The following is a 22,640-nucleotide window of genomic DNA, read 5'->3' on the forward strand; positions in this document are numbered from 1 at the left end:
ATCTCAGCTCGGCAGCAGAACCACCGTGTTGCCGCAGGGGTCGTGGCACCACCAACCCGCGCCGTCCCGCGTCCGTTCGGGCAGCGCGTAGGCACAGTCGATCAACCTGGTCACCGCTGCGTCCACGTCCGGGCCGCGGAACTCCAACCTGGTCGTGGTGGGAGGGCGCGAGGTGGCCGGGTACAGCTCTATCACGAGGCCGGTCTCGGCACCCGTGACCGACCAATGTCGCGGCCCCGAGCCGTGCTTCTCGGCCACAGGCTCGGCATCGAGGATCGCGCCGTAGAACTTTGCGGCGCGGTCGAGGACCGGCTCCGGCACGTACAGGACCATCAGCGACAGCTTCATCGGGCGGCACCCGGAACCATCTCCGCGCGGGGCACGATCCGCAGCTCGCCGCGCGCCTCCTGCTCGCGCAGCGCCGTCTGCTTCTCCTTGGGCAACGTGGCCACGTACTCCTTGGCGATGGCAAGCGAACCCGGCACCGGGCCGAACCCTTCGGTCGGCGTCGGGTGCACGTCCGGGCAGTCCGCCATGCAGCAGCCGCACTCCGAGTAGCGGGAGGGATCGATGTCCGGGTCGCCGGTCTCCTCGCTGCGGATCGACGGGTTCAGGCAGTGCCCGTCCGCGGAGCTGATGTGGTCGCGGCGTGGGCAGTCGCACAGTTCGGTCGACGCGGTCATGGCCTGCAGGGTAGGCCGGGGCTGCGACATGGAGCGAGCTGTTTACGGCGCCAGTGCGGACAACAGTGAGTGAGTACGCGGGATAGTCGCACAGCGGCGGATACAGCGATCGGTGGTAGGCGTTCCAGTAGCTGGTCGCGCGGTGCAGGGCGAGTGCGTGAAAGTGCGGGTTCTCGGCGACGAAACGTTCGTAGATTTCGCAACGACGTGAGCGGAGCGCGCAGTCGATGTCGTTGATGATGTCGAGCACGTATTCGCTGAGCAGCTGGATCACGAACGGTGCTGTCCAGGGCTGTTCGGCTTCCAGGACTGTGTGCAGCCAGCGTTGGCGGACCAGGCCGTCGTGGTGGCGGGTGTAGATGCAGCCCAGGATCGTTCGGTGCATCGGTTGCAGGCCGGCGACGTCGAGGGCAGGGCTGTCGTGATAGATGCGGTAGGGAACCTCGATCGGCTCGCCGGCGATCGTCAGGGGGTAGCGCTTGCGGTTGGAGCCGATCGAGTTCGGCGAGAGCAGCGGCCCGTTGGGCAGGGCCGATGAGGTCACGGGCATGAGCGTCAACGCGGTGGAGATGTCGGCGCGGATAGATGCGGGAAACGCCGCTTGCAGGCGTGCCGTGTCGGCGTGGGTGCCGTCCGGACTCATGGATCACTGGTAACAGCAGGTGGCAATGATTGTCCAGCCGGTGATCGCGGGACGGGTACACACAGCAGGTTTCGTCCGCGGCGAAGGTGACGGTGTACTGAGGGCACGAGCGTCCCAGCGCCCGCTGGTTATTTATTGGAATTCTCCGTTATGCGCCTCTACTCGATATTCGAGACATGTCGTGCTGTTCTGGCAACCACTGGTCTGGTGCTCGCAGGTGCCCTTGTGACTGTGGCCGTCTCCGTTCCTGCTGCGGCCCCGGCCGGTGCGGAGCCGATGACGGTGTGCCCGGTCGGTCAGCCGTCGTACTGGAACGGCCAGCCGTGCTTCCCGCAGCCCTGCGTGCCTCCCTACGCGCCCGGCATCCCACCGTGCTTCATGCCGCCACCGCAGATCGGCCCGAACGGCTTGCCGGTGTTCGGGTGAGCCGCCTCGTCGAGCTGACCGGTAGGCGCTACCTCGCCGCGCGGATCGCGCATGTGAGCGGTGATGTGGCGTGGTGGGTGTTCGTGGTCGGCGCACTCCTGAGTGAAGTCGACGGGTACTACACCCCGCGTCGCTACGCCGACTACGACGAGTCGATCTTCGGAGTCGGCTTAGGCCAGAGTGACGCCGGCTGGACCGGCTACGAACCGCTGACGGACATGGCATCGCGCTCTGCGGCCATCACCGTGATGGACACACTCGCCGTGTGCACCGCGATCGCCTTGGCCGTGACCGTGATCGCTGCGGTGGTCGAAGCCGTCACGGTGGGCCGCTGGCCGGCCGGAGTCGCCACCGTGGTGACGCCGATCGTGGGCGCAGCCGTCATCCTCGGTGCGCTCCACTACCGCAGCGGGTTCGCAGACGGGCTGCAGCTGAACATGCTCGTCGTGTTCGCCCTCGTGCTGCTCGGGGTCGGTGTCCGTGAGGTGTGGAGCCGGGTGTGGGCACCACGACCACAGCGAAGAGCTTGAGATGGCACCGGATCCCGTGACACCTGCGGCCACCTTGCCCTGGTGGCGGCGTCCCCCCGGCTGGCCCCTCGCCGCGTTCGCCGGGCTCGTGGCGGCGGCAATCCTGTACGAGGCCAGCTCTCCCGGTGTGTTCATATTGACCGCGCTGGCTCTGCTCGGCTGCATCGGAATCGTCGGCCTCACGTGGATGGTGCGCGTGATCCTGGCGATGCGGTACCGCCGCTGGAACTACCGCTATCTCGTGGTTCCCGCCATCGGAGTTCTGACCTTCACGCTGGTGGTGTTCGACGTTCCGTTTCAGGCACGCTGGGCGCATGCGAAGCCCGCACTGGAGGGCGCCGCCACCGATGCGCTCGCGGGACGGCTCCCGCTGCACGAAGATCTGCGGGCCGGCACGTTCGACGTGTCACCGGAAGTCCGCGGCGGCACGGTTCGATTCCTGGTCCGGAACGCTGGCGGCTTCATGGACACCCGGTACTTTGTCTACGCACCCGACGGATCCACGCCCCAGGCTTACGGAGAGCACCCCGATCGCGATTCGGTCCAGCACATCGGGGGTCCGTGGTGGAACGTGATGGAGGTCTTCTGACCGGACATCCTCCGCCGGCGTCGACGGGGCCGACGCCCCTGCCGTCCCCGTTCCACCCTCGGCGAACCCACCCCGTCGCTCGCCGATCGCCTTGGTGCACGGGATAGGAGTCGGCCATCGCCGTGGCGTTTAGCAGCGTGGTTCGCGACGATGCCACCACGGCAGTGATTGCCAGGTGCCGTATTCGACGGTCACTTCGCGGTAGCGTTCATCGAGCGCGTTGACGGCGACTCGGAGGCGGTGGGCGCGCCGTCCGCCATTTCGCATGAGGGATTCGAGCCGGTCGCGAGCGTCATCTTGGATGTGCCCATCGCACAGTGAACAGAATCCGGTCGGTGTATGGCCGCCACGACGTACCCGGTTCTCCGTGAGCACGACGTGCTGGCGCCACTGGTCGAGATAGCGCAACGCCGCGCCATCTCGGCGCCGGCGGCGGATGCGGTTGGGGTTCACCGCAGAGGAAGGGACTGCGCCCTTTCGTTGCTGAGTGCCATAGACGTACGCCGTGTCGTGGCGCCACCGGTGCAGGTCAGCCAAGTTGCTGACGACGGCACTCTACTACGGCGAGGTGAAAGTCCCAGCGAGGTTCGGGATGGCCCTCGGGGTAACCCTCGACTCCTGACCAGCTCAAACCCAACCCTCGTTACCAACGAGAATTTCGTCCGACCTGTCACCGACGCCCCTCCAGCCCCCGCTCCACCCCTAAATCCCCCTCTCCACCCGCCCCCGCGTAGTCACTCGCGATGGATGCGCGCGAGGCGACGAGAATTTCAGTTCCCGCACATGACGGCGCGGTGAGCTGCGGAAACGGGGAAGGAAAGAGGGGATTCTCGGCGGACGCGGCGGCGAATCCGGGGTGTCTGTACTCGCGCCGCGCACAGCTACTGCGAGGTCCAGCGCCTACCTTGCGCCGCATGATGCTTCCTGCCGTGACAGCCGCTGCTGAGGTCCCGGACCTCCCCCGTCGATGTGGTGGAGCGGATCCGCACTGGCGCCGTCGATAGTCAGTCGGAAGGCACGCGCCGCGCGTACGAGAGTTCATGGCGGCGGTTCGGGGGTGGTGCCGACGCAACGGGTACGAGGCGCTGCCGGCGCACCCGGCGACCATCGCCGCCTACCTCGTCGACGCCGCCGAGACGGTCACCGAGGACGGGGAGCGCGCGTACTCGACACAGTCACTGGGCAAGTGGTCCTCGGCGATCTTCGACCGGCACCGCCGGGCGGGCATTGACCCGAACCCGGCGGGGCATGAGTTGGTGCGGCAGACGATGTCTGGGATCAGGAGGCAGTACGCCTCCCGCGGCGACCGACCGCGTATGCCGCGCACCCCTCTGCTCACCGACGATGTGATGCTGCTCGTATCCACGGCGCGGGAGCAGGCGACAGGTTGGGCGTCGCAGGTGTGCGAGTGCCGTGACAGTGCGCTGCTTCTGATGGGGTTCACGGGCGCGTTCCGCCGATCCGAACTGTCAGCACTGACGGGAGCCGACGTGAAGCTGCACGCGGTGGATGGTGTCCACGTGCACCTGCGGAAGAGCAAAACCGACCAGCTCGGTGAGGGTGGGGTCTACCCGCTACCACGAACCAAGGACCCGCTGCGCTGCCCCGCGTGTGCCTTCGTGCGTTGGGCCGCAGTGGTTTCCGCACACGAGGACGGAGGCAAGGATGCGGTGATCCGGGTCGTTTCCGACTCTGCGGAGTTCGGAAGCCGTCACGTCTGTCGGTCTCGCGCACCGAAGCTCAACCGTCGTGCGGCGCTGTTCCGGTCGTGCCGTAACGGAGTGCTGTCCGAAGGTCCGCTATCAGGTGCCGGTGTCCACGCTGTGATCCGGAGACGGGCGCTGCGAGCCGGGTTCGATCCCGAGGCCGTCGAGCGTCTCGGCGGGCACTCGCTGCGCGCCGGGTTCGTGACCCAGGCCGCGCGGGCCGGCGCCGATCACCACAGCATCATGCGGCAGACAGGACATCGGACTCCCGCGATGGTTACCCGCTACATCCGCGAGAGTGCGCCGCTGATCGGGAACGCGGTCACCGTGCTCGGGCTGTGACTACGTCTGGACCAGGAACACGGTGTTGTCGCAGCCGTTCACATCCACAGCCTGTGATCCATCGACTGCCGCCTCGAATCCGTTCTCTCGCAGACGATCCGCCGCACCCACGTCGACCTCACCGGTGAGGTCGACGTACCTGCTGATCATCTGCCACACCTGTACGTCGAGAACCGCGGACCAGAACCTTGCGGTGCTCTCGGCGTTGTTCGACTGGAGCTTGACCGCCGTGATCATGGGGCCTTCTCCGACACGATCAGCACCAGGTGGCGCTCTGGTGGTGCCGACACTTCGTCGCTCGCGGAGGTGATCGTGATCGGGGCGTCGAACAACATGCTCAGGAACTCGGCCGCGGCGGCGATGTCCGGGGCGCTGGCGCGGATCACGGGACGGGTGTCGATAGCGTTGCTCATTAGAAGGCTGCCACGTGATTACGACACGGGATAGCTGGATTGTGCAGTCTTGCAGTATAGTTCGGTGATCCTGCAACGCGCTTAGGCGTCGCCGCTGGTCCAGTCGATGTTGCTGGCTCGCAGTTGGATCGGGAGGCTCTGCTCAACAAGATCCACATGCCCGACGACGCCGGTGAACACGAGGACGGACTCCGCGCGATCATGCGGCGCATCCCACCGAACTGGGGCCGCTGGATCAGTTGTTCGCGCGGCTGGTACCCGATCATCATTCAGCTCGACCAGGCGCTCGCCGCGATCGATCCCGCGTACGAGCTGCATCAGGTCAAGGAGAAGTTCGGCGGTCTCAGGTACTACTTCGGTGCGTCCCAGTCGATCTCAGAGGCGGATCACCAGCGGATGCGCGCACTGGTTCGTGAGGCCGAAGCCCGCTGCGGGGCGACATGCGAGCTCTGCGGCGAGCCCGGAGAAATGCACACGACGCCGCACGGCTGGTACCGCACGCTGTGCGCGGCGTGCGCGACTGCGGAAGCCAGGGGCTACCAGCCTGCGAAGGCGTTGGAGTGAGTGCCGACGGGCCGGAGCGCATCGAGATCAGCGCGCCGACCATGTTCGAGCTGCGGCCGCAGATGCTTCAGCTGCTCGGCGACGGCTGGCGCATGGTCAGAATGGACAAGCCGATCGCGGAAGGCTTCGGCGAGCCCGTCGTCGCGGTCTTCGAGAGTGTCGATGAGCCACGACCTGGACGAGGTGGTGGAGCGGTGACGGTAACCGAACGTGCCGGGTTCCCACCGCCGTCGACGGTGGCCGAACTGCGCCAGCTACTCGACCAACTCCCGGAAGACGCGTTGGTACTCGTCGACGGCTACGAAGCGGCGTTCGCCGCGATCGTTCCGGCAACGGACTTTCTATTGCCATCAACAGGGCGCGCTATTGCCATCAACGGGGCGCGCTATTGCCATCAACGGGGCGCGCAAAGGTTTGCCCCGTATGCAGCAGCCAATGGGCGTTAGCATCAACGTGTGTTAGCTGACCTGACATCGCTTCTCCTGCCGTGACTACAGAACGGAACGCCGACCGCGACGGTGATGTGCGGCGGGACGCCGGGCGCGGCGGCGCGCCACGCGATTTCTCGGTATTGGGGATCGGTGTCGAGTTTGTTGACCAGCCGTTCGCCAGTTCGGTTGATTGGTCTTTTTCCGAGTCGGACCACAAGGTGCTCGTTTGGCGGAATGGAAGCGCGACCTCCAAGGAAGTCGAGTTCGACGGTGGTCAGATCAGTCGCGTTGCCCCGCGGGTGAGCAATGTGTGGGTGATTCCGGCGGAACATCGATCGGTCGCCTTTGCGACAAAGGCGGAATGCAGTTTCGTTCAGCTCACACTCCCGACTTCGTTCATCGGGAGCGGCAGGCTGGAGGCGACAGCAGGTAGGCAGGATCCCTTGCTGCATCACATGATCGAGCGGATGGTCGGACTGAACGGTCGCGGTGACGTTGCGGCGCGGCTGTTGCAGGAGTCGCTCGCCGCTGGGTTGCGCCTGCATGTGCGGGACCGCTACGGCGGCGGTGCTCCGCAGCGGGCCAGGGAGGGCCGGGAGCTGAGCGACTCCGAGCAGCGGCGACTGGTCGAGTTCATCCGCGACGGCCTCAACTCGGAGATCGACCTGCCGACGCTGGCCGGGTTGGTCGGGATGACGCTCGACGTGTTTCGTCATGCGTTCGGCAAGGCGTTCCACATGACGCCGTACCAGTTCGTGCTGGACCAACGGATCGCCGAAGCCAAGATGCTGCTGGAGACTGCGCCCATATCGATCACCGAGATCGGCAGTCTCGTCGGCTTCTCCACGCCGAGTCACTTCGCGACGACGTTCAAGAACCGAGTCGGTGTCACCCCGACTGCCTACCGCCGAGCCATGTGGCCGAACGCGGCGAGGTCCGACACTTGACGTGGGTGCGCCGCCGGATGTCGGGGCTCACCCTTTGACGGATCCGGTGAGGGGTTCTTCCGAGACCGCGAGGCATTTGATTGTGCGGACACCCTCACCCCAGCTTTGCGCGGTGGGGCGGAGACCTTCGATGTCGACGTTCGGGGCGTCCTCTGCGGCGTATGCCGCGTACTCGCTGTTGCAGCGGTCGACGAACTTCTCGGCGGCAGCGTCGCCGGGATACTGGTCGCCGGGGACGGTGAACACCGCGAACACCTCGACCTTGTGCGGCTGGTCGCAGGAGAGGACGTCGCTCTCGTAGAAGTTTCCGTCGGGCTCGGCGGCGAAACAGGTGCCGACCGCGGGGACGAAATGGTCGTCGGTATCGCTCGGCAGCAGAGTCAGCACCACGACGGCGATGATGCCGATGACGATCCACAGCCCCGACAGGATCAAACCGGTGATGGCGAGGCCGCGACCAGCGAACCGGCCGGTCTTGATTTTGCTGAGCGCGACGAGGCCGCAGATGATGCCGATCACTGCGCCGCCGATGATGCCGAAGATCAGCGCGGCGATCGCCCAGCCCGTAGTCGGCCGTGGCGGTTGGGTCGGGGGCTGAGGCGGTAGTGCAGCGGGGTGGTCCGTCATGGTTGTGCCTCTCGTTAGGCCGGCTCGTCGGTGACCAGCAGCGCGTGTCCGCTGGCCCGCCATCCGGCTTCGAAGGTGTCGAGCGGGACTTGTTCTCCCGCACCGGTTTCGGTGCCACTGTCGGACAGGTAGGCGACCTGTTGGTCGCTGTCGATCGCGGCGACGACGACGGCGTGGTCCTCTTCGGTGTGGTCGCCGTCCTGGTCCCAGATGGTTTCCGCGTTCACCGCGACGATCGCTTTGCGGTCTGTGCCGAGGTATTGCTGCAGCGCGTCGAGGCCGGTGGGGATACCGCCGGCGGCGGCGATGTCGTCGTTGGTGACGGTGGCCCCGATGCCGAAGTGTTTGAGCAGGCGAAGCTGATCTTCGGGCGCGGTGGCGTTGTCGGTGGTGTCGTCCCCTGGTTGTGGTGGTAGGTAGATGGGGCCGGGTCGTTCCTGGCTGGGGATGTTGCCGGCCAACTCGATCATGTCCTGTTCGGTGGGTGCGTCTCCGGTGACCATGCCCACGACGGTGGCCACGGCCATCAGGCCGCAGTCGCTGTAGGACTGCTCCACCCAGTATCTCGATGCGTCGTCCGGGTTGCCGTACACCGGACCGGTTAAACGTTGTGTGGGCAGGCCCGCCGGAGCCTGTGCTGACACCGCCTCGGTTTGGAGCGTGCTGCTGTCGACATCCGCGGTGCCGCAGCCGGACACCGCCGCGCACAGCAATAGTGTCGCGGCGGCTCTGATTCTTGGCGGCCGGCCAGTCCACATGGTGAAGCTCCTTGTGACGTTGTGAATATCAATCTGTTCCGGTGAGCTCGTTGGTGATCTCCACGCGGTACCCGATGATCACCGACGCGATGAGTGCCACCGCGATCACGGTCTCGGCGATGAAAAACGATGCGAAGTCGATGACTGAGCCGATCGGCGGGTTGCCGGGGACCGCGTTGCGCAGCGGGATCAGGGCGAAGAGGATCGCTGCCATCATCGAGCAGGCGGGGAAGATCAGTCCCCTGCGCCAGCGGAGGATGTAGTAGCTCGCGGTGACCGCCGCCGCCGCGAGGCCCAGCATCAGCAGCATGACGAACACGGCGAACACCAGCGTCGGTGTGGAGCGGGTTGACGTCAGGTCGATGCCCACCTCGCCGTCGGGTTGATCCGCTAACGGCGGTGAGACAGCGGGGGTGTTGCGGAAGAACGGGTCGGCGCTCGAGATTGTCACTGCGACGGGTACGGACGCTCCGTCTGCGCTGGCCGCGAACGTCATCAGCGAGTGGTACCGGTCGAACGGGTAGTCGGTGACGGTCCCGTTCACTGCGAACGTGCGCGGGGTGTCGGTGCCTGTCTGCCCACTCCGCACGGTGATGGGATCTCCCAGCGCGGAGGTGGTGAGCACGATGTCGCGGGCAGAGCTCCCGTCGGGGTCGGTCAGTGCCCCGGTTGGTTCGACGTCGACGATCTCGACTGACATGGTCTGGCGGGTGGTGTCGATCTGATTGATCCAGACCTGGACGTTGACTCGATCGGCCGTGTCCACGGCACCGAATTCCGTGGAGTAGTTCGCATTCCGATGCACCAGGTAGACGCTCAGACTGGCGGTGATCGACAGCAGCAGGGCGATTCCCGCGATGAGGGCACCACGCAGGCCCAGCCGCTTGACGACCGTCCGATCCGCCGTCACATCTGCCCGAGCGAGTTCACCTCGGTGACGCTCACCCAGAAGCCCTCGTTGGTCCGGTTGTTGGTGAATCGGGTGCCGTCGTTGAACGCCTCGATCGCCCAGCCGTTGGCGATGTAGGTCTGGTCGTAGGAAAGGGTGTGCATCGGATCGGCGACACCGAGGTCGGCGGCCAGGTAGGTGAAGGTTCCGTCCTGATTCAGCGTCACTGAGTTCGCGGGGTCACCGTCGGCAGTCTGGGGTGGGTTCACGAACTGCACAGTGCAGTTCACGGTGTCGCCCTGGAGGCCACACATCGTTCGGCCCGTCTCGGTTCTGATGTATGTGACCCCGTACGGGCCGACCGGCAGGATCTGTTCAGCCGCAGCAACTCCCGGACCGCCGAGCGACACACCGGCAGCTCCGACGGCGATCGCGATGACGGTCACGACCCATCCGCCAATCTTCATCACACACTTCCTCACGTTCTGGCCCTGCCGAGTGATTGCGCGCGATCTCTGCCGGTCGCGCAAGAGCTGGGGCAGATTACAGACAGGTTGAACAGCCCTGCACGCCCCGACCAGGGCTGTCCGACCTCGGGCTCCGTCGGCGCGTACGTCGACTAGTTCGGTACGTCGGAGTTCCAGAGGTACCAGTGGACCGTGTCGCCGCGGTCATCACCGATCCGGCAGTACCAGTACGGGTAGGTGGTGTCGTTGATCTGCAGGTGCACGTTCGGCCCGTCTTCGCGGCATTCGGCTTCGGTGTTGTAGTACTCCTCGACGCCGTCGAATCCGACCACCAGGATGTCGTCGGCGTGCGCCACACCGGTCACGTTGGCTAGCGCGCCGCCCAGTGCCAGGGCACCGGCGGCAGCAATCCTCTTCAGCACGGAAATCTCCTCGACTCACGGCCGGGACGGCCGTCCCGGCTAATCGAGTGGACGGTATACAGCGAACGTCGGGTTCGCTTTCTCAAAGATTGCGACTTTCGCAAAAGTGGGCGCCCCAGTTTCCGCTTGACCTACCTCCGCAGGATGGCCTTCCCCGCGGCCTCCCGCCGCTGTCGGCTGCCGGACCTGCCTCCCGAAGTTGTGGAGGCTCACGGTGGTGTTCGCCGCACACGCTGGCCTTTAGCTGATCACGTTGCGATAAGTGAGCTACGAAGCGAAGCGCTCGCCCCCACTGCGCTGCTGCATAGCCACCCGATACATCCGGTAGCGAATTTGACAGTAACAAGGATTCTGAAAGTGCCGACAGCTAATTCGAAAGCCCCTGGGGGATTGTCCGGATAAGCTGCCGCGACCATGACTGCTTCGACGTGTTCACGGGTATTTGCGACCCTGGCCACCCTGATGCTGTTTGGGTTCGGAACCACGGCATGTGCCGCCTCTGACACTCCTTCCGGCACCTCCTCGACGACTTCCCACCGGGTAAGCACGACAATCAAGCCGGGCAGCGGCAAGCCCGCTTACGTCCCGGCGACGCCATCGGCCACCCCCAAACCGACCGCGCCGATGATCCCGAACCCCAATGGTGACGGCACCTGGGTGCCGTGTGAGGGGAGCATCTGCACGAACCCCAACAACGGTGCCGGTGACGAGGGCGGCTACTGGATCCCCAACCCCAACGGCGACGGCACCTACGTGCCGTGTGAGGGGAGTATCTGCACGAACCCGAATCACGGTGCTGGGGATGACGGCGACGTGCCGTGTGAGGGGAGTATCTGCACGAACCCGAATCACGGTGCTGGGGATGACGGCGACGTGCCGTGTGAGGGGAGTATCTGCACGAACCCCAACAACGGTGCTGGGGATGACGGCGACGTGCCGTGTGAGGGGAGTATCTGCACGAACCCCAACAACGGTGCTGGGGATGACGGCGACGTGCCGTGTGAGGGGAGTATCTGCACGAACCCCAACAACGGTGGCGGGGACGACGTCGGGCCGCCGGAGCCTGGGGATAGCGACTTCACCGACCAGGGTTGACAACCTTCGCCCGAGTGAACCGTAGCCTGTCACCGAATCGGCAGTGGGGCTACGTTATGCCCGATTGTCGAAGTAGACCTCCTCGACGCTGAGTCCCGGCAACCGATTCGCCGCACCTTGGACCCGACTGACCCCCGTTGCGCTCGGCATGACCGACCACGGGTATGACACCGAGGTTCTGAGATGAGCCGGGGAACAATCGTGCGATCCGTCCATCGAGGTGACACAACATGACACAGAAGTGACACACAAGCGCTCACCCACGTTGGTGTCGGCGCGGAGAAAGCCCAGGTCACCGCTCCGGGGTGCGAACCGGCGACCTGGGAGAACAGTGAAACGCACTCCTGAAAAGCGGAAGGTCGCCGGTTCGATCCCGGCCCTGGCCACTTTGAAAACCACCCGGTGACGGGTGGTTTTTCTCGTTTCGGGGGGCTCCAGTGAGAAGTCCCCGTCGCCGCGTTGCCGATCGTGAACGCGGGCACGGCATCGGGGGTCAATGGACATCGCCGGACATGGGGTGTAGCCGCCGGGCCTGACGCGCCGTCTTGTTGACAGCGCGCCAAATATACGTCAGCATTTGGCGTGCTGCCAATAACGGGGCGGCGAACGTCGAGTCGAAGGAGTTGGCGATGGCGGACAGCTTGTGCGCGTATTTCCAGGCGCAGGTCACAGAGGGCGGCAACCGGCCGGCGATCAACCGCGCGGACGGAACCACGGCCTACACTTGGTCGCAGTACGGAGCCGGTGTCCGGAAGGTGGCTGCCGGACTGGCGGCGCTCGGGGTGCGACGCGGTGATGTCGTCGCCCTGATGCTGACCAACCGGCCCGAATTCCACCTGGTCGATGCCGCAGCCATGCATCTGGGCGCGCTAACCGTCTCGGTGTACAACACCAATGCCGTTCCCCAGATCGCCTATCTGTTCAGCAACGCCGAGCCGGTGGTGGTGGTCTCCGAATCGCAGTTCCTCGCCAAGGTGTGTGAGGCCGCAAAAGGCACCACCGTGCGCCAGGTGGTGTCGGTGGACCAGGCCATCGACGGCGTGCTCACCCTCGACGACGTGATGACCTGCGGCTCCGCCGATTTCGAGTTCGACGCGTCCTGGCAGGCGGTGCGGCGCGACGACGTGTTGACGCTGATCTACACCAGCGGAACGACCGGCAATCCGAAGGGTGTCGAGCTCACCCACGGCAATCTGCTCTCTCAGCTGGAGGTCATCACCGACCTCGTCGGTGGCCTGTCCTCCGGCCGGGTGTTGTCCTACCTGCCGGATGCCCACCTGATCAACCGCTGGATCGGCCAGTACGCGCCGATGTACTTCGGCATCACCGTCACCGACGTGCCGGACCCCAAGACCCTCATCGACGTGCTGGGCCGGGTCCATCCGACCTTCTTCGTCGCGGTCCCGATGCTCTGGTACAAGATTCGGGCCCGCGTCGAGGCCATCGTCGCCGAGAAACCCGGCCCCAAGGGCGAACTGGCACGCTGGGCGCTGTCGGCGGGTAAGCGCAAGGCCGCGGCCATCGTCGCCGGCCGGCGACTCGGCCCCGTCGACTCCCTCGCTGCGGAGCTCGCCGACCGGCTGGTGCTGTCGCGGATCCGCAACCGGCTCGGGCTGGACCGGCTGGCCGCCGCGGTCTCCGGCGCGGCGCCGATCGACGTGTCGGTCATCGAATTCATGCTGGCCATCGGCATTTCGGTGCAGGAGGCGTGGGGGATGTCGGAAACCTCCGCGGTCACCACCGTCAACCCGCGGCGGGCCCCGCGGTACGGCACCGTCGGAACGGCGTTACCGGGAACCGAGGTCGTCCTTGCCGACGACGGGGAGATCCTGGTGCGCGGCGCCGGCGTCATGCGCTGTTATCACAACGATCCCGAACGCACCGCCGAGATCCTCGATTCCGACGGCTGGATCCACACCGGGGACATCGGGACGATGGACCGTGACGGCTATCTGCGGATCATCGACCGCAAAAAAGAACTGATCATCAACACGGGCGGAAAGAACATGTCGCCCAGCAACATCGAAGGCGCATTGAAGGCCGCCTGTCCGTTGATCGGGGTGGCCGTCGCGATCGGCGACAAACGGCCGCACATCTCCGCGCTGATCACCCTCGACCCCGACGCGGTTGCCGAGCTCGCCCGCACTCGGGGCCTGGCCGACGCCGCGGTCGAGAACATCGTCGACGATCCGGCGGTGAAGGACGCGGTGCGCGACGGCATTGCCGTCGCCAACGCGAAACTGTCCCGCGTCGAGCAGATCCGGACCTGGAAAGTGTTGCCGCAGTATTGGATTCCGGGCGGCGACGAGCTGACCCCGACCCTCAAGCTGCGCCGTGCCCCCATCGCGTCGAAGTACGCGGACCAGATCGACGCCCTCTACCAGCGCTGACCGGAAAGGAAACCCCCATGACCGAGGATCTGGCCACCGAGCTCGAAGATCTCACCGTCCTGGCACGCGAGTTCTTCACCAAGGAAGTCGCCCCGCGCTACGAGGAGTTCGCCGCCGACGGCGAACCCGACCGTGCGCTCTACCGGCGTGCCGGTGAGCTCGGGCTGCTGCTGATGTCCATCCCGTCCGAGTACGGCGGCGGGGGAGCGACGTTCGCCCACGAGTCGGTGCTGTTCCGGGAGCAGGCTCGCGCCGGGGACCTGTCGATGCAACTCGGTGTGCACTCCGGAATCGTCCCGCATTACCTGCACGCCTACGCCCGGCCCGAACAGCTCAACCGGTGGCTGCCCAAGCTGGCGTCCGGCGAATGGATCGGCGCCATCGCGATGACCGAGCCGGGCACCGGCTCGGATCTGCAGGCCATCAAGACCCGGGCCGTGCGCGACGGAGACGAGTACGTGATCTCCGGCGCCAAGACCTTCATCTCCAACGGCGCGACCTGCGACCTGGTGATCATCGCCGCCAAGACCGACCCCGCGCAGGGGGCGGCGGGCGTGTCCCTGCTGGTGGCCGAGGTCGGCGACGACACCCCCGGATTCCGGCGCGGACGCAAACTCAAGAAGATCGGCCAGAAGGGCCAGGACACCACCGAACTGTTCTTCGACGGTCTGCGGATACCCGCGGAGAACCTGCTCGGCGGCACCGAGGGGCACGGCTTCATCCAGCTGATGCAGCAGCTGCCTCAGGAGCGGCTGATCATCGGGGTCGCCGCGCTGGGCGCCGTCGAGGCGGCCTACGAGCACACGCTGACCTATGTCAAGGAACGCCACGCCTTCGGCAAGCCGCTGTTCGCCATGCAGAACACGCGATTCGAACTGGCCGATATCGCCACCACCCTCGACGTCATGCAGGTCTTCGTCCAGGACGCCATCGACCGGCACGTGCGCGGTGATCTCGACGTCAAGCGGGCCGCCCAGATCAAGCTGTGGTGTTCGGAGCAGCAGACCCAGGTGGTCGACCGCTGCCTACAGCTGCACGGCGGATACGGCTACATGGAGGAGTATCCGATTGCACGGCTGTATGTCGACAGCCGGATCTCCAAGATCTACGCGGGCGCCAACGAGGTCATGAAGGACCTCATCGCGCGGCAGCTCTGAGGGCCGGGTAGACACGAGCTGTGAGTTCATCGGTATCAACGCAGCCGGCCGCCGAACCGCGGTGGCGACGGCTCGGCCCGGATGAGCGGCGCACCGCCATCCTGACCGCGGGAATCCGCGCGTTCGGTGAGCAACCGTATTCCGCGGTGCAGATGGCGGCGGTGGCCGCCGACGCGGGAGTGGCCCGAGGCCTGGTCAACCACTACTTCGGCACCAAACGAGAGCTTTACCTCGACGTCGTGCGGGCGGTCATGTTCGTCCCGGAACCCGATGAGGTGCACCTGCCGACGGGGACGCTGCGCCGGCGGGTCGAGGCGACGGTGGACTGGCTGATGACGGTCCTGGCTGCGCACGGGAGAACCTGGCTGGCGGTCGGTGTCGAGGGCGCCGGAGGCGATCCCGAGGTGCGGGCCATTCTTGATGAGGCCGACCACAAGGCCGCCGAACGGGTCCTCGACGCGGTCGGTTTCACCGGATCGGTGACCGAGCGGGCGAATGCGCTGGCGGCGGTCCGCGCCTACGGCGGCATGGTGAAGGCGGCGGTCCGTGAGTGGGTCGACCGGGGTTCGCTCACCCAGAACCAGGTGCGGACGCTGCTGTGCGAAACCCTGGTCGTGGTGCTGGAGACGTCGCGGTCAGGCGCCTAGCGGCTCGCCGTCGACACCGGCCGTCGCGGCAATCGGCAGCAGGTGTTGACGGGCGAAGCCTTCGATCTCGTCATAACTGTGCAACGGGGACAACACGTCCGGTGTCAGCAGGATGGAATGGGTGATCCGCACCAGAATCTCTGCTCGGGCCAGCAGGTCGCGGTCGGAGAGCTCGGCCATGTCGGAGCCGCGCAGCACCTCCGCGGTGGCGGCCACCGCGCCGGCCAACAGCGGGGAGGCCTCGATGGTGAGCTGACGCAGCACCGTGTCGGGTTCGATTTCCAGTAACCGGTTCCACACGGCGTTGCTGCGTACGGTGTCGATGGTGGTGGCAAATGCGCGCACCACCCGGTCGGCGAAATCGTCGGCGCGTGCGGCGGCATCGCGCACGGCGGTGAACAGCTTCTGCGATTCCCGCATCAACACCGCGTTGACGATCTCGCTCTTGCCGCCGACCCGGCGGTAGACGGTGACCCGCCCCAGGCCCGCCTGGTTCGCGATCTCGTCCACGGTGGCCCGCCGGATACCGACTTTCGCGAACACGTCGAGCGCGGCGTCGAGCACCTCGTCCACGCTCGCGCCACGCGTACTTCCATCGGCGAAGAGGTCCGGGTGCACGGAAACGAGTCTAGTGGAGAACCTTGGCAGATGAAACAATGAGATGTAATCTGTTTCAACGTTTCGTTACAACGGGGTCGAGTGAAAGGAACGCGCGTGAGCGTGAGCGGTCACACCGGTCGAAAGATCCGCGAGTACAACGATGAGGCCCTGGCCATCAACGCACGTCACGTGCGTTTCGACTGGACCGGCGTACCCCTGGAATACATTCCCGGCCAGCCCTATGCCACCCACTTCTGGAACGTCATGCACCTGGTGCTCCCGGAGGGGGAGCGGGCCATGGCGGACGTGTACGCACAGGCCCTGCCCTACATCGACGACGAGCGGCTCACCGAGGAAGTCATCGGATTCATCGGGCAGGAGGCCACCCACGCCTCGTCCCACGAAAGCTTCCGGCACTACCTGCGCGCCCACGACGTCGAGGTCGCTCCGGTGCTCCGCGCCGTCGGGTACGCGGTCAACACGATCTTCGGCGATCACGGACTGACCGGCCGCGCCGGCAAGGCCTGGCTGGCCGAACGGCTCGGAATCTACGCGGCAGCAGAACATTTCACCGCGGTGGTCGGCGAATGGCTGCTGGACAACGCCGCTTTGGATCGGGTCGGAGTCAACCCCACCATGCTCGACCTGCTGCGCTGGCACGGAGCCGAGGAACTCGAACACCGCAACGTCGCCTTCGACGCCTATCAGTATGTCGACGGCGGCTATGCCCGGCGTGCCCGCACCGCGCTCATCGCCTGTCTGGGACTGGCGGTGCTCTGGTTCTCCAGTGCGGCTTTCCTCTACCGCAACGACACCACGGTCCGCCGTCGCAGGCCGTGGCCGTGGGCCTACATCCGCGCCGCCCAGGGCGGATTCGTCCCCGGGGTGTCGTTCCTGTTCACCCAGATGTACTACTACCTGCGGCCCGGCTTCCACCCGTCGTCGATGGGGGACATCAGCAAGGCCGTGCGGTATCTGGCACTGTCCCCGGCGGCGCAGGCTGCGCAGGGATGAGCCATCCGAACGCACCCCTGACCGCCGCGGCGGAGACCACACCGGTACTGCGGACCCTCGGCAGGCTGGCCCGCGGCTACTCCTGCGTGTTCACCGAAAGCCGATTCGCCGAACGGCTCTCGCCGGTCGATCCGGTCCGCCGCGGAGGTTTCGACACCCGCCTCGACGTGGTGGACGTGCAGACCGTCGCGACCGACGTCGTCGCCCTCACCCTGTGCCGACCCGACTTCACCCCGCTGCCGGCGTGGACACCGGGCGCCCACATCGACGTCTTCACCCCCGAAGGGCGCCAACGGCATTACTCGCTGACCGGTGACCGCCATGATCTGCGGCACTACCGGATCGCGGTGCGACGCGTCCCCGACGGTGCCGGATCGGCCGAAATGCATCGCCTCCGGGTCGGCGACAGCCTGCACGTGCGTGGACCGCGAAACGCCTTCAACCTCGCCCCCGCCGACAACTACGTGTTCGTCGCCGGCGGCATCGGGATCACCCCGATCCTGCCCATGGTGCGCGAGGTGGCCGCCCGAACCCGGTGCTGGGCATTGATCTACACCGGCCGGACCCGCGACTCCATGCCGTTCATCGACGAGCTGACCGCACTCGGGTCCAGGCAGGTGGACATCCGCCCCGACGCCGAATGCGGCACCCCGGATCTGGCGGTGATGCTCGGGAATTCCTCGGCCGGCGCCGCCTTCTACGTCTGCGGCCCACCCGACATGATCGACGGGGCCCGGACCGCCGCCTCGGGGGGCCGGGATTCGGTGGAGTTCCACAGTGAGCGGTTCACCGCGGCCCGGGTCGTCGACGGCCGGGAATTCTCCATCGTGCTGGCTCGCTCGGGCCAGACCATCGAGGTCGGCAGCGACGAGACGGCACTGCAGGCGATCCGTCGGGTCAAACCGGACGTGCGGTACTCCTGCCAGCAGGGCATCTGCGGGGCGTGCCGGGTCCCGGTGCTCAGCGGGGCGGTCGAGCACCGCGACCGCGTCCTCACTCCGGCCCAGGAAACCGACTCGATGATGATCTGTGTCTCGCGGGCCGCCGCCGGCTCGATCGTCATCGACCTCTAGATCGTCTGTGCAACCTCAGATTGGACGTGTCATGACGCAAACGACGACCACTCATGTCAACACCGCCATCATCGGAGCGGGCTTCGGCGGGATCGGTGCAGCGATCCGGCTGAAATCCGCGAACGACGACGATTTCCTGGTGTTCGAGCGTGCACCCGAAGTGGGAGGAACCTGGCAGGCCAACACCTACCCGGGTGCGCAGTGCGACATCCCGTCGGTCCTCTACTCCTTCTCCTTCGCCCCGAATCCCGATTGGTCGCGCCTGTACCCGCTGCAGCAGGAACTCAAGTCCTATATGCAGCGATGCGTGTCCGACAACGGGATCGGGCGGCACCTCCTGCTGGGGCACGAGGTGACCGGCGCCGACTGGGACGACCTGGCCCAGGTGTGGCGTATCCAGGCCAACCGGCGAGAGTTCACCTCCTCGGTGCTGATCCTGGCCACCGGGCCGTTCAGTGAGCCGTCCATCCCGGACGTGCCCGGTCTGGATGAATTCGACGGTCCCGTGTTCCATTCCGCACAGTGGCGCCATGACGTCGATCTTCGCGGCAAGGCCGTCGGGGTCATCGGCACCGGCGCCTCGGCCGTGCAGTTCATCCCGCAGATCCAGCCGGTGGCATCCGAACTGACCGTCTTCCAACGGACTCCGACGTGGATCCTGCCGCATCCCGACCGCCCGATCGGGCCGGGACTGCGGCGCTCCTTCGCCGCCGTGCCGAGCCTGCAGCGGGCGGCGCGCGCACTGGTGAGCCTGGTCCAGGAGGCCATGGTGCCGGGGCTGGTGTACTGGCCGAAGCTGCTGAATCCGATGGCGGCCGTTGGGCGTTGGCATCTCAAGCGTCAGGTCCATGATCGGGTGCTGCGCGAGAAGCTGACCCCGACGTATGCCTTCGGCTGCAAACGGCCGACGTTCTCCAACCGCTACTTTCCCGCGCTGACCGCCCCGAACACGACGGTCGAGACGGCCGGCATCCGCCGGGTCACGGCGGACGGCATCGAAACCGCCGACGGCGCCCATCGCCGCCTCGACGCCATCGTGTTCGGAACCGGGTTCAAGTTGACGCAGAACGAGGGTTTCGGCCGGATCCGCGGTCGTGACGGCCGCAGCCTCGCCGACGTGTGGGCGGGCGGGGAAATGAGCGCACATCTGGGTACCGTCGTGCCGGGCTTCCCGAACCTGTTCATGATCCTGGGTCCCAACTCGGTGGTCTACACCTCGCAGATCGTGACCATCGAGGCGCAGCTGGACTTCATCCTCGACGCGATCGCGCAGATGCGCAGGCGCGGAATCCGTTCCATCGAGGTCACCGCCGAGGCAATGCGCGAGTTCGTGCGGACCGTGGATCACAGGTTGGCAGGATCGGTCTGGAATTCGGGCGGCTGCAGCAGCTACTACCTGAGCCCGAGCGGCCGGAACTTCACCTTCTGGCCCGGTTTCGTGTTCACCTTCCAGCGCCGCATGCGCCACGCTGACCTCGGCGAGTTCGAGGTCCGGTATGCCGCGGCGCCGCCGGTGTCCGACGGCGCCGAACTGGTGATGGGTCGATGACCCGTACACCGCCGTTGTCCCTGCCCGGGGCGGTCGTGCTGATCACCGGTGCGGCTCAGGGCATCGGCCTGGACACTGCGCGGCGTTTCGCCGCCGCCGGAGCCAAGGTGGTGCTCGTCGACGTGGACGGTGACCGGCTCGACCGGGCCGTGGCTTCGCTGGGCGGCAACGCAATTGCCGTCGTGGCCGATGTCCGCGACGTCGACGCCCTGCGCGGCGCCACTGTGCAGGCACTCGAAGCGTTCGGCGGGCTGGACGTCGTCGTCGCCAACGCCGGGGTCACGCCGCCGACCGCCACCCTGCGCATCGTCGACCTCGACGATTTCCGCCGGGTCATCGACATCAACCTGATCGGTGCGCTGAACACCGTTCGCGCGACAGTCGAACCGATCATCGCGCGGGGCGGGCACATTCAGCTGATCGGATCGTGCGCCGCGTTCGCACCGGGCATGTGTGGCGCCGCCTACATGGTGAGCAAGGCCGGGGTGGAGCAGCTCGCCCGGGCGTTGCGGATCGAATTGGCGCCGCACGGGGTCTCCGTCGGTATCTCCTACTTCGGCATCGTAGAGACGTCCCTGACCCGCGCTACCCTCGATGAGGATCCGATGGGCCGGCAGATCGGCAAGTTGCTCCCGTGGCCGCTGAACCGCAGGGTGCACGCCGACTACGCGGCGTCGACCATTGTGGCGGCGGTACGCAGCCGGACGGCGTCGCGCATCGTTCCGCGCACCTGGGTTCCCTACGCCTGGTTCCGTGGCGTCATCAACACGGTGCTCGATCGGTTCCTGGTTGCCGATGCGGAGCTGGCCGGCATCATCCGCGCGCTGGAGAAGTAGCCCGATGCGAGTCTCCGCCACGATCTTTCACCGGCCCAATCGATTCGGTTCCGGGTGGCCCACGATGCCCCAGCGGACTCTCGTCGATCCGGAGATCTGTTCCATAGTGATAAAACCCCGCAACTGAAAAGGTCCTGGCAAAGGAGCGGAAACGAATGCGGAGACTTGTGGTTGTGGCACTGGCTGCCATAGGCGTCAGCTTCGGTCTTGCTGTGGCTCCGTCGGTTAGCGCGGACTGCTCCTACGAGGCTTGGGTGATTGGACTGTGCTCCCGCGACACATCTCCGGGACCGGTTGAAGACACACCGCAATACCAGGGCCAGTGGTGGGACGACGGTGTCGAGAAATGGTGCCCACCGGACTGCATGTGAGACCTAGTAAGCAGGCTCACGGCACGCACTGACTACTGCCGAGACCGGCTGCCGGGCTACGAGATTCCTGACCAGTTAACGGTGATGAAGTCATTGCCGGTGACCGAAAAGGGCGACATCGATCGCCTCAGGCTGGCACGCATTGCTGCCGGTGAGGTGACAACCGTTTCGTCGAGCACGACAGCACCGGGTTCTCGGATGCCGGCGTAGGGCTCGCCGAAGTTTGCGCACCGGTGTTGGTGGCAATCCCAACGGCATCGCGGCACCGCTGATTCATCCGAACCCAGAGGCCGCCGTGGAGGTCGGAGGCCATCGGTTTCTGCCTGCGCGAGGATCGACCGAAACTGCGGCCATGTTCGAACGCGGCGTTGTGGTGCGGCACCGAGTATCGCAAATAGCCTGGTAATGCTCACACAAACATACCTTTTTGCCATTCAACGTTCGAAATCTAGCTGAGAAATCAATGTGACTGGTGTTACGGTTTTGCCGCAACGTAACGAAAGTCATGTTATCGATTCGAAGTTGTTCAGCTGTTCCCTATGTCCGCGGGTGGCCATCGAAACGACACTGCAGTGGAGGACCTATGAACACCTCGGCGCCAAAGAGGATACAAATCACTCGTCGGGGCCCTGGCGGGCGGCTAACCCCAATGCGGTGGTCGTATCAAAGCCGTCCCGGTTCGCAAACCCGTTTCGTTCAGGCTCCGAGACTGAGTTCGTCCGCGACGGCGTGACCCGCCGGGTGCGCGTGCGAGATCGCGCCCAGGCGGTCGCGCTTTTCCGTGAGCTTATGGCCCAAGAACTGTATGTCCCCGGGTATCCCTCCGTTGAGGAAATTCGAGAAGTGTTGAACGGCAAGGACGTGGCGCGCTGGTGTGGGCCCGATCTGGAGTGCCACGGGGACGTCCTGATTGAGACGGCCAACCGAACTCGGGGCAGGTGAGCGTTGCGTGAACAACAACCACGATGAGTTGCCTGTGGAGATCGAGACGTTGAGCCGCCGCGTGGACGACCTCGAAGCGCGGCTCGTGCGGGTGCGCCTGAAGGCGGTCAAACAATCAGTCGGTTGGTGCGTGGCGATTGCGCTCGGAGTTGTTCTGGTTCTCATGGCGCTCGACACCTACGTTCCGAAGCCAGGCCCGGAGACCGCTGATGACAATCTGGAGCAGCTGCTCCGGCCCGGTCTGCACTGTTACAACAGCGGTGAGGAGATGGCCGCCGCGCGCCAGCGTGCTCTCACCGCCGTCGATCGACTGGAATTCGAGGCTGAGTTCACGCGAACCTGGGACCAGCGGCACCCGCAGATCGACGGATTGCCGACAACTCCGCCAGCCCCCGCATTAACAACCGAACCCGGTGCGGTGATCCCGATCGTCACCGAGCCCACAGACCCAGATGTCCCGGCGCCGACCAACGTGGGCGAAGAGATCGACGACGACCTCTGCTTCGGTCTGAAAGAGCCGACACCGTGA

General features: G+C 65.8%; 27 protein-coding genes and 1 pseudogene. 17 read left to right on the forward strand and 11 right to left on the reverse strand.

Annotated features, from left to right (window positions below; all coding sequences use genetic code 11):
* Nucleotides 1–3: 3 nt before the first annotated feature.
* Complete coding sequence (locus L2Z93_RS02635; protein ID WP_090590053.1) at nucleotides 4–348, reverse strand: VOC family protein; 345 nt, start codon at nucleotides 346–348, stop codon at nucleotides 4–6.
* Entirely contained in the window at nucleotides 345–683 is a 339-nt protein-coding gene (locus L2Z93_RS02640; RefSeq protein ID WP_090590049.1) for a hypothetical protein, read from the reverse strand. The genes L2Z93_RS02635 and L2Z93_RS02640 overlap by 4 nt, the downstream gene beginning before the upstream one ends.
* 874 nt (nucleotides 684–1,557) lie before the next feature.
* Between L2Z93_RS02640 and L2Z93_RS02645 the strand changes: the two genes are divergently transcribed.
* From L2Z93_RS02645 to L2Z93_RS02655, 3 genes are read left to right on the forward strand one after another with little or no spacing between them, the layout of a single operon-like run.
* Nucleotides 1,558–1,752, forward strand: a complete 195-nt coding sequence (locus L2Z93_RS02645; RefSeq protein ID WP_128111767.1) for a hypothetical protein — start codon at nucleotides 1,558–1,560, stop codon at nucleotides 1,750–1,752.
* Nucleotides 1,749–2,282: a hypothetical protein gene (locus L2Z93_RS02650; protein WP_090590046.1), complete on the forward strand. Its 534-nt coding sequence runs from the start codon at nucleotides 1,749–1,751 to the stop codon at nucleotides 2,280–2,282. Before L2Z93_RS02645 ends, L2Z93_RS02650 begins: the two co-directional genes overlap by 4 nt.
* Before the next feature lies 1 nt (nucleotide 2,283).
* Nucleotides 2,284–2,871: a hypothetical protein gene (locus L2Z93_RS02655; protein WP_128111766.1), complete on the forward strand. Its 588-nt coding sequence runs from the start codon at nucleotides 2,284–2,286 to the stop codon at nucleotides 2,869–2,871.
* Nucleotides 2,872–3,000: 129 nt separating this feature from the next.
* Here the strand turns inward: L2Z93_RS02655 and L2Z93_RS02660 are convergent, their stop codons facing one another.
* Entirely contained in the window at nucleotides 3,001–3,408 is a 408-nt protein-coding gene (locus L2Z93_RS02660) for a hypothetical protein (protein WP_128111765.1), read from the reverse strand.
* Nucleotides 3,409–3,911: 503 nt separating this feature from the next.
* Here L2Z93_RS02660 and L2Z93_RS02665 point away from each other — a divergent pair.
* Nucleotides 3,912–4,919, forward strand: coding sequence for a site-specific integrase (locus L2Z93_RS02665; protein ID WP_234786135.1), 1,008 nt, complete (start codon nucleotides 3,912–3,914; stop codon nucleotides 4,917–4,919).
* Here the strand turns inward: L2Z93_RS02665 and L2Z93_RS02670 are convergent, their stop codons facing one another.
* Nucleotides 4,920–5,156, reverse strand: a complete 237-nt coding sequence (locus L2Z93_RS02670) for a hypothetical protein (RefSeq protein WP_090589009.1) — start codon at nucleotides 5,154–5,156, stop codon at nucleotides 4,920–4,922.
* A complete protein-coding gene (locus L2Z93_RS02675) occupies nucleotides 5,153–5,332 on the reverse strand; it encodes a hypothetical protein (RefSeq protein ID WP_090589010.1) in 180 nt (59 codons plus the stop codon). The genes L2Z93_RS02670 and L2Z93_RS02675 overlap by 4 nt, the downstream gene beginning before the upstream one ends.
* Before the next feature lie 156 nt (nucleotides 5,333–5,488).
* On the opposite strand from L2Z93_RS02675, the gene L2Z93_RS02680 reads away from it, so the two are divergent.
* Genes L2Z93_RS02680 through L2Z93_RS02690 form a run of 3 tightly spaced genes read left to right on the forward strand, consistent with a single transcriptional unit; the run spans nucleotide 5,489 to nucleotide 7,274 of the window.
* Entirely contained in the window at nucleotides 5,489–5,896 is a 408-nt protein-coding gene (locus tag L2Z93_RS02680) for a hypothetical protein (protein WP_234786136.1), read from the forward strand.
* Entirely contained in the window at nucleotides 5,893–6,342 is a 450-nt protein-coding gene (locus tag L2Z93_RS02685; RefSeq protein ID WP_090589011.1) for a hypothetical protein, read from the forward strand. Before L2Z93_RS02680 ends, L2Z93_RS02685 begins: the two co-directional genes overlap by 4 nt.
* Before the next feature lie 41 nt (nucleotides 6,343–6,383).
* Nucleotides 6,384–7,274 carry a helix-turn-helix transcriptional regulator gene (locus L2Z93_RS02690; protein WP_234786137.1) on the forward strand — a complete coding sequence of 297 codons (891 nt, stop codon included), beginning with the start codon at nucleotides 6,384–6,386 and terminating at the stop codon, nucleotides 7,272–7,274.
* 27 nt (nucleotides 7,275–7,301) lie between these two features.
* On the opposite strand, the gene L2Z93_RS02695 is transcribed toward L2Z93_RS02690, so the two are convergent.
* The 5 genes from L2Z93_RS02695 to L2Z93_RS02715 form a co-directional block, all read right to left on the reverse strand.
* On the reverse strand, nucleotides 7,302–7,901 hold the full coding sequence (locus L2Z93_RS02695; protein ID WP_162561912.1) for a DUF4190 domain-containing protein: 600 nt from the start codon (nucleotides 7,899–7,901) through the stop codon (nucleotides 7,302–7,304).
* 14 nt (nucleotides 7,902–7,915) lie between these two features.
* Nucleotides 7,916–8,659 carry a cysteine peptidase family C39 domain-containing protein gene (locus tag L2Z93_RS02700; protein ID WP_128111764.1) on the reverse strand — a complete coding sequence of 248 codons (744 nt, stop codon included), beginning with the start codon at nucleotides 8,657–8,659 and terminating at the stop codon, nucleotides 7,916–7,918.
* Nucleotides 8,660–8,687: 28 nt separating this feature from the next.
* Nucleotides 8,688–9,569: a DUF4436 family protein gene (locus L2Z93_RS02705; protein WP_234786138.1), complete on the reverse strand. Its 882-nt coding sequence runs from the start codon at nucleotides 9,567–9,569 to the stop codon at nucleotides 8,688–8,690.
* Entirely contained in the window at nucleotides 9,566–9,817 is a 252-nt protein-coding gene (locus tag L2Z93_RS02710) for a hypothetical protein (RefSeq protein WP_128111763.1), read from the reverse strand. The genes L2Z93_RS02705 and L2Z93_RS02710 overlap by 4 nt, the downstream gene beginning before the upstream one ends.
* Nucleotides 9,818–10,167: 350 nt before the next feature.
* On the reverse strand, nucleotides 10,168–10,437 hold the full coding sequence (locus L2Z93_RS02715) for a hypothetical protein (RefSeq protein WP_128111762.1): 270 nt from the start codon (nucleotides 10,435–10,437) through the stop codon (nucleotides 10,168–10,170).
* 723 nt (nucleotides 10,438–11,160) lie between these two features.
* Between L2Z93_RS02715 and L2Z93_RS02720 the strand changes: the two are divergent.
* The 4 genes and pseudogenes from L2Z93_RS02720 to L2Z93_RS02735 form a co-directional block, all read left to right on the forward strand.
* Nucleotides 11,161–11,532 (forward strand): annotated as a pseudogene (locus L2Z93_RS02720) (hypothetical protein); the annotation flags it as partial.
* A 629-nt stretch (nucleotides 11,533–12,161) separates the two neighbouring features.
* Nucleotides 12,162–13,922 carry an AMP-dependent synthetase/ligase gene (locus L2Z93_RS02725; protein ID WP_090589017.1) on the forward strand — a complete coding sequence of 587 codons (1,761 nt, stop codon included), beginning with the start codon at nucleotides 12,162–12,164 and terminating at the stop codon, nucleotides 13,920–13,922.
* Between the two features lie 17 nt (nucleotides 13,923–13,939).
* Nucleotides 13,940–15,079, forward strand: a complete 1,140-nt coding sequence (locus tag L2Z93_RS02730) for an acyl-CoA dehydrogenase family protein (protein ID WP_090589018.1) — start codon at nucleotides 13,940–13,942, stop codon at nucleotides 15,077–15,079.
* Between the two features lie 20 nt (nucleotides 15,080–15,099).
* Entirely contained in the window at nucleotides 15,100–15,726 is a 627-nt protein-coding gene (locus tag L2Z93_RS02735; RefSeq protein WP_090589019.1) for a TetR/AcrR family transcriptional regulator, read from the forward strand.
* On the opposite strand, the gene L2Z93_RS02740 is transcribed toward L2Z93_RS02735, so the two are convergent.
* On the reverse strand, nucleotides 15,715–16,344 hold the full coding sequence (locus L2Z93_RS02740) for a TetR/AcrR family transcriptional regulator (RefSeq protein ID WP_090589020.1): 630 nt from the start codon (nucleotides 16,342–16,344) through the stop codon (nucleotides 15,715–15,717). The genes L2Z93_RS02735 and L2Z93_RS02740 overlap by 12 nt on opposite strands.
* A gap of 102 nt (nucleotides 16,345–16,446) precedes the next feature.
* Between L2Z93_RS02740 and L2Z93_RS02745 the strand changes: the two genes are divergently transcribed.
* The 6 genes from L2Z93_RS02745 (at nucleotide 16,447) to L2Z93_RS02765 (ending at nucleotide 22,640) form a co-directional block, all read left to right on the forward strand.
* Nucleotides 16,447–17,340 carry a metal-dependent hydrolase gene (locus L2Z93_RS02745; RefSeq protein ID WP_090589070.1) on the forward strand — a complete coding sequence of 298 codons (894 nt, stop codon included), beginning with the start codon at nucleotides 16,447–16,449 and terminating at the stop codon, nucleotides 17,338–17,340.
* A complete protein-coding gene (locus L2Z93_RS02750) occupies nucleotides 17,337–18,413 on the forward strand; it encodes a PDR/VanB family oxidoreductase (RefSeq protein WP_090589021.1) in 1,077 nt (358 codons plus the stop codon). The genes L2Z93_RS02745 and L2Z93_RS02750 overlap by 4 nt, the downstream gene beginning before the upstream one ends.
* A gap of 31 nt (nucleotides 18,414–18,444) precedes the next feature.
* On the forward strand, nucleotides 18,445–19,962 hold the full coding sequence (locus L2Z93_RS02755; RefSeq protein WP_090589022.1) for a flavin-containing monooxygenase: 1,518 nt from the start codon (nucleotides 18,445–18,447) through the stop codon (nucleotides 19,960–19,962).
* Nucleotides 19,959–20,798: a short-chain dehydrogenase/reductase gene (locus L2Z93_RS02760; RefSeq protein ID WP_090589023.1), complete on the forward strand. Its 840-nt coding sequence runs from the start codon at nucleotides 19,959–19,961 to the stop codon at nucleotides 20,796–20,798. Before L2Z93_RS02755 ends, L2Z93_RS02760 begins: the two co-directional genes overlap by 4 nt.
* Nucleotides 20,799–21,823: 1,025 nt before the next feature.
* The gene (locus L2Z93_RS19405) at nucleotides 21,824–22,111 is read left to right on the forward strand and encodes a DUF4326 domain-containing protein (RefSeq protein WP_368859697.1); all 288 of its coding nucleotides are present in this window, start codon (nucleotides 21,824–21,826) and stop codon (nucleotides 22,109–22,111) included.
* 7 nt (nucleotides 22,112–22,118) lie between these two features.
* The gene (locus L2Z93_RS02765) at nucleotides 22,119–22,640 is read left to right on the forward strand and encodes a hypothetical protein (RefSeq protein WP_090589025.1); all 522 of its coding nucleotides are present in this window, start codon (nucleotides 22,119–22,121) and stop codon (nucleotides 22,638–22,640) included.

The organism is Mycolicibacterium brumae (assembly GCF_025215495.1).
GTDB lineage: Bacteria > Actinomycetota > Actinomycetes > Mycobacteriales > Mycobacteriaceae > Mycobacterium > Mycobacterium brumae.